The following is an 8,038-nucleotide window of genomic DNA, read 5'->3' as shown; positions in this document are numbered from 1 at the left end:
GCGCGGGACAGGGTGGAGCGGCTGATCCCGCTCAGTTCGGCCAACTCGCCGAGGGACCAGCCGCGTTCGGCGCGCAGCTCGGACAGTCGCGCGGCGAGGCGCGCGTCGACTCCATCTCCGTCGTGTTCCATTTTCGGGAAAGTATCCCGAATGCGGGAACGGCGGCAAGGTCGGCCGCGTGTGGGCTGCGTCTCGGCCCCGCGGAAGGAGCCGACCCCCGGCCCCGCCCTGCCCTCAGTCGTGCGCCGACACGGCCCCCAGCAGCTCCCTGATCCGCCCGGTCGCCCCGCGGAACTCGGCCGAGGCGAGCGTCTCCGCGTACCCCCGCTCCGGCCGCAGGCCGACCTCGATGACCTCCGTGACCGTGCCGGGGCGCGGGCTCATCACCACCACGCGGTCCGCCAGGTACACGGCCTCGGCGATCGAGTGCGTCACCAGGAGGACGGTGGTGCCGGTCTCCCGCCAGATGCGGTTCAGCTCGACGTTCAACTGCTCCCGCGTCAGCGCGTCCAGGGCGCCGAACGGCTCGTCCATGAGCAGCACGGGCGGCTCGTGCAGCAGCGCACGGCACAGCGCAACCCGCTGCTGCATGCCGCCGGACAACTCGTGCGGGTAGGCGTCCTCGAAGCCGTCGAGCCCGGCCGTGCGGATCAGCTCGTCGGCACGCGCGCGTGCCCGCTCGGCGGGGAGCTTGCGCATCTCCGCCTGGAGGAGGATGTTGCGCCGCGCCGAGCGCCAGTCGAGCAGCGCGGCGCGCTGGAACACGTACCCGGTGTCGGGCCGCGGCCCCCGCACCCGCTCCCCGCCCAGGAGCACCTCCCCCGACGACGGCGACAGGAGTCCCGCGACCAGTTTCAGCAGCGTCGACTTGCCGCAGCCCGAAGGGCCGACGATCGCCACGAACTCGCCGGCACCGATGTCGAGCGAGACGTCGCGCAACGCGGTGACGTCCTTCTTCTTCGTACGGAAGCGCACGGCGACGTCGTCGATGCGCACGGCGGGCGCGGCCGTCGCGACGTCCTCCCGCGCAAGTCCGCCGGTCCTTTTGAGCATGGCGTCGTTGGGCATGGTCACCCCTTGATCCCCTTGGCCGAATCCCAGTACTCCGCGACGGACCTGGGGTCCTCGACCAGGCCCGCCTCGGAGAAGACGTCGATGGTCTGCTTCCAGTCCGCCTCGGTGTTGGCCCCCGGCGCCCTGCCCTTCGTGGCGTCGGTGTGCAGCAGCGTCAGCGTCGTCCTGAACTGTTCCGACAGGACGCCCTTGGGCGGGAGTTGTTCGGACGCGCCCGCCATCGCCGCGACCGCGGGGCCCGGCTTCTTCTCGGCTGCCGCCCACGCCTCGCTGACCGCGGCGGTCATCCGCTTGGCGAGATCACCCCGGCCCTGGAGGGTCTTGGCGCCCGCGATGAGGCCGTTGGAGTAGAAGTTCAGGCCGTGTTCGGAGAAGCGGAGGTACGAGACGTCCTTCTCGGCCTTGTTCCGCATGGTGGGTCCCTGGTCGCTCGCGTACCCGAGCAATGCGTCCGTCTTGCCGGAGATCACCGCGGCGATCTTGCCCGCGGGGTCGGTGTTCTGGACCTTGACGTCCGAGAGCTCCATGCCGTTCTTCTGGAGGAAGATCGGGAAGGTCTTGGTGAGCGCGTCGCCCGCCGTGCCCGCGACCGTCTTGCCCTTGAGGTCGGCGGGCGACGCGACGCCCTCGGCCGCGAAGGACTGCACGGAGGCGGGCGTGGTCTGCAGGAACACCCCGAGGCTCTTCACCTTGACGCCCCGGTCGACACCGGCGAGCACGGCGGGCGTGTCGGCCCACCCGAAGTCGGTCTGCCCGGCGCCGGTCGCCTGCACGGTCTTCTGGGACCCCTGCCCCGCTCTGATCTCCAGGTCGATGCCGTGTTCCTCGAAGATCTTCTGCTTCTTGCCGTAGTAGAACGGCGCGTGCTCGCCGTACGGGTACCAGTTGAGCGTCAGGGTGACCTTGTCCAGCTTCTTACCGGAGGCGCTGGTGCTCGTCTTGTCGTCGTCACCGCAGGCCGTCGCGGTCGCCGCGACGAGCGCCAGGGGGACGAGGCCGGTGAGGAGTCTGCGCGCGTGCATGGGACGGCCCTTCTCGCGTACGGAGGACATGGCTGGGGGGAGCTCGGGGGCTTCGGTACGTGGCGGGGGGTCAGTACGTGGTGGTCGCGCCCTGGTCCCTGCGGCTCGCGTGCCACGGGAGCAGCAGCTTCTCCGCGATCTCGACGAGCACGAACAGGACCACGCCGATCAGTGACATGACCAGCAGCCCCGCGAAGAGCATCGGGGTGTCGAGGTTGCCGTTGGCCTGGAGGATCACATAGCCGAGGCCCTCGTTGGCGCCGACGAACTCGCCGACGACCGCGCCGGTGACGGCGAGCGTGACGGCCACCTTCAGACCGGAGAAGAGGTGCGGGAGCGACGCCGGGAAGCGGATCTTGAGGAAGGTCTGCCAGGGCCGCGCACCCATGGTGGCGGAGAGCTGGAGCATCTCGGGGTCCACTGCCTTGAGTCCGGTGACCATCGAGATGACGACGGGGAAGAAGGCGATCAGGACGGCGATGAGGATCTTCGGGGCGATGCCGAAGCCGAGCCAGACGACGAACAGCGGGGCGATCGCGATCTTCGGGACGACCTGGGCGAAGAGGAGGATGGGATAGAGGGTCTTCTCGACGGTCGTCGAGGCGACCATCAGGACGGCGGAGAGGATGCCGACGGCCACCGCGATGACGAAGCCGATCAGGGTCTCGTACGTGGTGACCCAGCTGTGCTGCCACAGGTAGTCGGGCTTGTCGAGGATGACGTCGAGGGTGGCGCCGGGCGAGGGCACCAGATAGGCCTCGACCATCTCGAAGGCGGCGATCACCCACCAGGCGGCGAAGCAGACGATCAGCAGGGCCAGGGGACGCCAGCTCCTCTCTGCCGCCTCGGCCGTGCGCTGCCGCAGGCTCGGCCGTTGTCGATCGACAACCCCCGCCGTCTTCACGGGAGTTGCTGACACTGTGCGCTGACTCACGGTGAACTCCCCTGACATTCCCTGGTGTGCGGTGAACTTGGGAGGCAGTTGCGTGGACCGGCGGGGCCGGGGCGGAGCCCTGTGGTGCGGAGATCCCGGAAACGGCTTTCAGAAAGCCCCTTCAGAAAGCGCTTTCTGGTAAACTCCCGCCACGCTAATGACTGGCTGACCGCAGGGTCAATAGGTCGGACCTGGGTTTCGCGGCGCGCCACGGCCTCGGGGGGTGCGGCGAGGGAAGCCGAGCGCGGTCCGCACGTCACGCTGGAGGCGGTCGCCAGGACCGCGGGGGTCTCGCCCGCCACCGCGTCCCGCGCCCTGAACGGCACGGCCCGGGTCCGCGACGACCTGCGCAGCCGGGTCCTCGCCGCCGCGGACCGCCTCGGGTACATCCCCAACGCCCATGCACAGGCCCTCGCAAGCTCGTCCAACAACGCGGTCGGCGTCATCTGCCACGACGTGGGCGACCCCTGCTTCGCCGCCATCGCGAGCGGCGTCATGGCCGCGGCGGCGAGCGCGGGCCGCTCGTCATGCCGGCGAGCACCTTCCGCGAGCCGGGGCGCGAGATCGCTTACGTGTCGATGCTGCGCGCCCAGCGGGCCCGCGCCGTGCTGCTCATCGGCTCCGGCTTCCAGGACCGCTCCTGGGAGCGGGAGTTGGCGGCCGAGCTGACGCCGTACGCGCGCGGCGGCCGCGTCGCCGTCGTCAGCCGGCATCGCGGCCTGCGGGTGGACACGGTGCTGCCCGAGAACCGTGCGGGCGCGGCGGCCCTGGCCCGTGCGCTCCTCGGGCTCGGCCACCGGGACTTCGCCGTCCGCACCGGCCCGGAACGCCTCACGACGGTCGCGGACCGGCTCGCCGGGTTCCGCGCGGCGCCGGCCGAGGCAGGTGTCGCACTGCCGCAGGACCGCGTCGTGGAGGGGGCGTTCACCCGGGACGGCGGCTACGCGGCAGCGCAGGAACTGCTCCGCCGGGGCCACCCGCCGACCTGCGTCTTCGCGGTGACGGACGTGATGGCGGTCGGGGCGCTCGCGGCGCCGCGGGAGGGGGGCGGGTCCCGGACGACGTGTCGCTCGCGGGCTGCGACGACATCCCGCTCGTACGCGAGCTCACTCCACCGCTGACGACGGTGGCGCCGCCCCATCCGATGATGGGGCGCGCGGTGCTGGAGCCGGCTCCGCGGGAGCCGGCCGGGCGGCGGTCGCGGATGGAGCGGGTGCGGGGCGAGGTGGTGCTGCGGGGCAGCACGGGGCAGTGCGGTTGAAAGCCGGAACCGGCCACGCCCGAAAGGAAAAGGCGTGGCCGGGGAAACCGGAAAGAGCCACGGTGCGGAGGTGGCCCTCGCTTTGCCGAGTTATTGACTCCTATTTACCGAAGCCCATGACTCGTCACAGAATTTCGATGTCCTTCACCTTCGGCGGACGGTGCGGGAAGGTGATGTCGGTCCACCGGTTGATGCGCACGGAGTCGCCATTGGCGTCGTAGTAGATCAGGTCGTTGTTGCCCGTGGAGATGCGGTCGACCCACCAGTTGCCGAAGCCGGTCCGGCCCTTGTTGGCGTAGCAGTCCACGCTCGAACGGCCGTCGCCGCTGTGCGACCAGATCTTTAAGAAGTTCTCGCCGCCACGGCATTCGACGTGGTCGATGGCGAAGGCGTTGCCGGTGGGCATCACCACGGTGAACGCGGCGGCCGCGGCGATCGCCACGGTTGCGGAGCGGGCGACCCTCTTGGTTTTCGACAGCACAAGTACTCCCTGATTTCGGGCCCGAGCACGGCCATTTGACGGCCATTTCCGGGAAACGTTTTGCGCTTGCACGATGACGATCGTGTAGGACTCCTGTACATGGCAATCTTTGAAATGACGCACGGCTGAAACGTGTCGCCCAATGTCCGGATCAATGCCATTCAGGTCATTTGATGACCCTAAGGGCCAAGATTTCGGGCAGAGCGGACGAGGAAAGTGAGACTCGCATGGATCTGCACATGACCGGCAAGGCCGCGCTGGTGACCGGAGCGAGCCGCGGCATCGGTCTGGCCGCCGTGTCCGCGCTGCTCGACGAGGGCATGCGCGTGGTGGCGGCGGCCCGCACCATCTCCCCCGAGCTCGCGGCCACCGGCGCGACGGCCGTCGCGGTGGACCTGACCACGGCCGACGGGCCCGCCCGCCTCGCGGCCCTGGCCGGGGCCGAGCTCGGCGGCCTGGACCTCCTCGTCAACAACGTGGGCGGCGGGGACCCGGACGCAGCCTGGACGGGTGGCTTCCTGACCTGCACCGACCAGCAGTGGGCCGACGCGTTCGACGTGAACTTCTTCGCCTCGGTACGCACCACACGGGCCGCGCTGCCCCACCTCACCGCCGCCCGTGGCGCGATCGTCAACGTCTCCTCCACCAGCGCCCGCACCCCGCACGCGGGACCGATCGCGTACAGCACCGCGAAAGCCGCGCTGACCGCCTTCGGCAAGGCCCTGGCCGAGGAGTTGGGGCCGCGGGGCGTCCGGGTCAACACGGTCTCGCCGGGGCCCGTCCGCACGGCCATGTGGGAGAGCACCGACGGTTACGGCGCGCAGCTCGCCGAGGCCCTGGGAGTGCCCCACGCCCAGCTCCTCGACGGCCTGCCCGACACCGCGGCCATGGTCACCGGCCGACTCGTGGAACCGTCGGAAGTGGCCGCGCTCGTGGCCTACTTGGGCTCGCCGGTCGCCGCCAGCATCACCGGGGCGGACCACATCATCGACGGCAACTCGGTCAAGACGGTGTGACGGGAAGGCGGCGCCGAGGAGGGGGAGGCCGTGGTCAGCCCGCCGCCTCCCCCAGCGCGTCCAGCACCGGACGGATCAGCGGGTGCCCCTCGGCGCCGCACCGCACCGCCGCGAACACCCGGCGCGTGGGAGCCGCGCCCTCGACCGGGCGCACCACCACGCCCGTCACGTCCATGCCCCGCAGCGCCGAGCGGGGCACGAGGGCGACCCCCGCACCGGCCGACGCCAACGCGACCACCGCCCGGAAGTCGTCCGACCAATGCTCCAACAGGGGCTGAAATCCGGCCTGTTCGCAGGCGAGGACGACCACGTCGTGGCAGGGATTGCCGGCGAAGGGGCCGATCCACGCGTCCTTGGCGAGCTCGGCGAGGGCCACCCGCTCCGCGTCCGCGAGCCGGTGGCCGACCGGGAGCACCGCGTCGAAGGGCTCGGCGTAGAGGGGGACGCGGGTGAGCCTCGGGTCGTCCGCGCCGGGCGCGCCCCGGTACTCGACGGCGACGGCCACGTCGACCTGCCGGTCCAGGACCATCGGCAGGCTCGCGTCGCCCTCCGCGTCCTGGACGCGGATCCGGACGCCGGGGGCGGAGACGGCGAGGCGGGCCAGGGCGGGGGCGACGACGAGGCCGATCCCGGTGGCGAAGGCCGCGACCGTCACGGTCCCGGCCTCACCGGTGCTGTACGCGGCGAGCTCGGCCTCGGCGCGTTCCAGCTGGGCCAGTACCGCGTTCGTGTGCGTGAGCAGGATTTCCCCGGCCGCCGTCAGGCGTACGCCGCGCGCCGAGCGCTCGACGAGACGGTGGCCGGTCTCCTGCTCCAGGGCGGTCAGCTGCTGGGAGACCGCGGACGGGGTGAGGTAGAGCGCGGCGGCAGCCGCGGTGACCGTGCGGTGGTCGGCCACCGCACGGAGGATGTGCAGCCGCCGCGCTTCGATCATGCTGCCGATTCTCCCAAACCGGCAGCCACCGGCGCACCACGGGCCCCGTCCGGGGCGCGTCAGGCCTGGCCGGACTCCCGCTCCAGCTCGGCCCGCGCGGCCACGAACGCGTCGACCGCGCGGTTCACGTCCTCCGTGGAGTGCGCGGCGGACAGCTGCACGCGGATGCGGGCCTTGCCCTGGGGCACCACCGGGTAGGAGAAGCCGATCACGTAGACGCCGCGCTCCAGGAGCAGCTCGGCCATGCGTCCGGCCACCGCCGCGTCGCCGATCATGACCGGCGCGATGGCGTGGTCGCCGGGCAGGACGTCGAAGCCCTCCTCGGTCATCCGCGAGCGGAAGAGGGCCGTGTTAGCGGCAAGGTGTTCGCGCAGGTCGCCCGCCGACTCCAGCAGGTCGAGGACCTTCAGCGAGGCCGCGGCGATCACCGGGGCGAGGGTGTTCGAGAAGAGGTACGGGCGCGAGCGCTGGCGCAGCAGGGCGACGATCTCGGCGCGGGCCGCGACATAGCCGCCGGAGGCGCCGCCGAGGGCCTTGCCCAGCGTGCCCGTGATGATGTCGACGCGGTCCATGACGCCGTGCAGCTCGGGCGTGCCGCGGCCGCCGGGGCCGACGAAGCCGACGGCGTGCGAGTCGTCGACCATGACCATGGCGTCGTACCGGTCGGCGAGGTCGCAGATCTCCGCGAGGGGGGCGACGTAGCCGTCCATGGAGAAGACGCCGTCGGTGACGACCAGCTTGCGGCGGGCGCCGCCCTCCGTGGCCTCCTTCAGCTGCTGCTCCAGGTCCGCGAGGTCCCGGTTGGCGTAGCGGAAGCGGCGCGCCTTCGACAGCCGGATGCCGTCGATGATCGACGCGTGGTTGAGGGCGTCGGAGATCACCGCGTCCTCGGCGCCGAGCAGCGTCTCGAAGACGCCTCCGTTGGCGTCGAAGCAGGAGGAGTAGAGGATCGTGTCCTCCTGGCCGAGGAAGGCGGACAGGCGCGCCTCCAGCTCCTTGTGCACCTCCTGCGTGCCGCAGATGAAGCGGACGGAGGCCATGCCGTAGCCCCAGCGGTCGAGCGCCTCGTGGGCGGCGGCGACGACGTCGGGGTGGTCGGCGAGGCCGAGGTAGTTGTTCGCGCAGAAGTTGAGGACCTCGCCGGGGCGGCCGCCCGCGGTGACGGCGACCTTCGCGGACTGCGGGGTGCCGATGACGCGCTCGGGCTTGTGCAGCCCGGCGGCGCGGATCTCGTCGAGGGTGGCCTGGAGGTCTTCGCGTACGGAGTCGAACATGCGGAATCCTTGAGGTCGGGGGGTCGCTGGAGTGGGCGGCGC

At 71.3% G+C, this 8,038-nt stretch carries 9 protein-coding genes and 1 pseudogene; 3 read left to right on the top strand and 7 right to left on the bottom strand.

All coding sequences use genetic code 11. The annotated features are described in order from the left end of the window. From AOK03_RS41550 to AOK03_RS38265, 4 genes are all read right to left on the bottom strand, one after another. Window positions 1-131: helix-turn-helix domain-containing protein (locus tag AOK03_RS41550; RefSeq protein ID WP_157869201.1), on the bottom strand; the 131-nt coding region annotated here is incomplete at its 3' end. A 103-nt stretch (window positions 132-234) separates the two neighbouring features. Continuing rightward, the gene (locus AOK03_RS38275) at window positions 235-1,074 is read right to left on the bottom strand and encodes an ABC transporter ATP-binding protein (protein ID WP_425264450.1); all 840 of its coding nucleotides are present in this window, start codon (window positions 1,072-1,074) and stop codon (window positions 235-237) included. Beyond that, window positions 1,071-2,096 carry an ABC transporter substrate-binding protein gene (locus tag AOK03_RS38270; RefSeq protein ID WP_055569968.1) on the bottom strand — a complete coding sequence of 342 codons (1,026 nt, stop codon included), beginning with the start codon at window positions 2,094-2,096 and terminating at the stop codon, window positions 1,071-1,073. The genes AOK03_RS38275 and AOK03_RS38270 overlap by 4 nt, the downstream gene beginning before the upstream one ends. Before the next feature lie 70 nt (window positions 2,097-2,166). Then, window positions 2,167-3,048: an ABC transporter permease gene (locus AOK03_RS38265; protein WP_107098220.1), complete on the bottom strand. Its 882-nt coding sequence runs from the start codon at window positions 3,046-3,048 to the stop codon at window positions 2,167-2,169. A 6-nt stretch (window positions 3,049-3,054) separates the two neighbouring features. On the opposite strand from AOK03_RS38265, the gene AOK03_RS45075 reads away from it, so the two are divergent. Then, on the top strand, window positions 3,055-3,699 hold the full coding sequence (locus tag AOK03_RS45075; RefSeq protein WP_341845848.1) for a LacI family DNA-binding transcriptional regulator: 645 nt from the start codon (window positions 3,055-3,057) through the stop codon (window positions 3,697-3,699). Continuing rightward, window positions 3,609-4,291 (top strand): annotated as a pseudogene (locus tag AOK03_RS44665) (substrate-binding domain-containing protein). The gene AOK03_RS45075 and the pseudogene AOK03_RS44665 overlap by 91 nt, the downstream one beginning before the upstream one ends. 124 nt (window positions 4,292-4,415) lie before the next feature. Here AOK03_RS44665 and AOK03_RS38255 read toward each other — a convergent pair. Then, the gene (locus AOK03_RS38255; protein WP_055569966.1) at window positions 4,416-4,772 is read right to left on the bottom strand and encodes a beta/gamma crystallin domain-containing protein; all 357 of its coding nucleotides are present in this window, start codon (window positions 4,770-4,772) and stop codon (window positions 4,416-4,418) included. Between the two features lie 227 nt (window positions 4,773-4,999). Here AOK03_RS38255 and AOK03_RS38250 point away from each other — a divergent pair, with 227 nt between their 5' ends. Continuing rightward, entirely contained in the window at window positions 5,000-5,788 is a 789-nt protein-coding gene (locus AOK03_RS38250; protein ID WP_055569965.1) for an SDR family NAD(P)-dependent oxidoreductase, read from the top strand. Between the two features lie 34 nt (window positions 5,789-5,822). Here the strand turns inward: AOK03_RS38250 and AOK03_RS38245 are convergent, their stop codons facing one another. Together AOK03_RS38245 and AOK03_RS38240 are read right to left on the bottom strand one after the other, a co-directional pair. Then, window positions 5,823-6,722: a LysR family transcriptional regulator gene (locus AOK03_RS38245; RefSeq protein ID WP_055569964.1), complete on the bottom strand. Its 900-nt coding sequence runs from the start codon at window positions 6,720-6,722 to the stop codon at window positions 5,823-5,825. 59 nt (window positions 6,723-6,781) lie between these two features. Continuing rightward, window positions 6,782-7,996: a glycine C-acetyltransferase gene (locus AOK03_RS38240; protein WP_055569963.1), complete on the bottom strand. Its 1,215-nt coding sequence runs from the start codon at window positions 7,994-7,996 to the stop codon at window positions 6,782-6,784. Window positions 7,997-8,038 lie beyond the last annotated feature (42 nt).

The sequence above is a fragment of the Streptomyces atriruber genome (assembly GCF_001418325.1).
Lineage (GTDB): Bacteria > Actinomycetota > Actinomycetes > Streptomycetales > Streptomycetaceae > Streptomyces > Streptomyces atriruber.
This window is presented reverse-complemented; position numbering and strand designations above follow the sequence as displayed.

Excerpts from the sequence above, each read along its gene's own strand:
- AOK03_RS38270 (WP_055569968.1), bottom strand. The coding sequence starts at position 2,096 with ATGCACGCGCGCAGACTCCTCACCGGCCTCGTCCCCCTGGCGCTCGTC.
- AOK03_RS38265 (WP_107098220.1), bottom strand. The coding sequence starts at position 3,048 with ATGTCAGGGGAGTTCACCGTGAGTCAGCGCACAGTGTCAGCAACTCCC.
- AOK03_RS38250 (WP_055569965.1), top strand. The coding sequence starts at position 5,000 with ATGGATCTGCACATGACCGGCAAGGCCGCGCTGGTGACCGGAGCGAGC.
- AOK03_RS38245 (WP_055569964.1), bottom strand. The coding sequence starts at position 6,722 with ATGATCGAAGCGCGGCGGCTGCACATCCTCCGTGCGGTGGCCGACCAC.
- AOK03_RS38240 (WP_055569963.1), bottom strand. The coding sequence starts at position 7,996 with ATGTTCGACTCCGTACGCGAAGACCTCCAGGCCACCCTCGACGAGATC.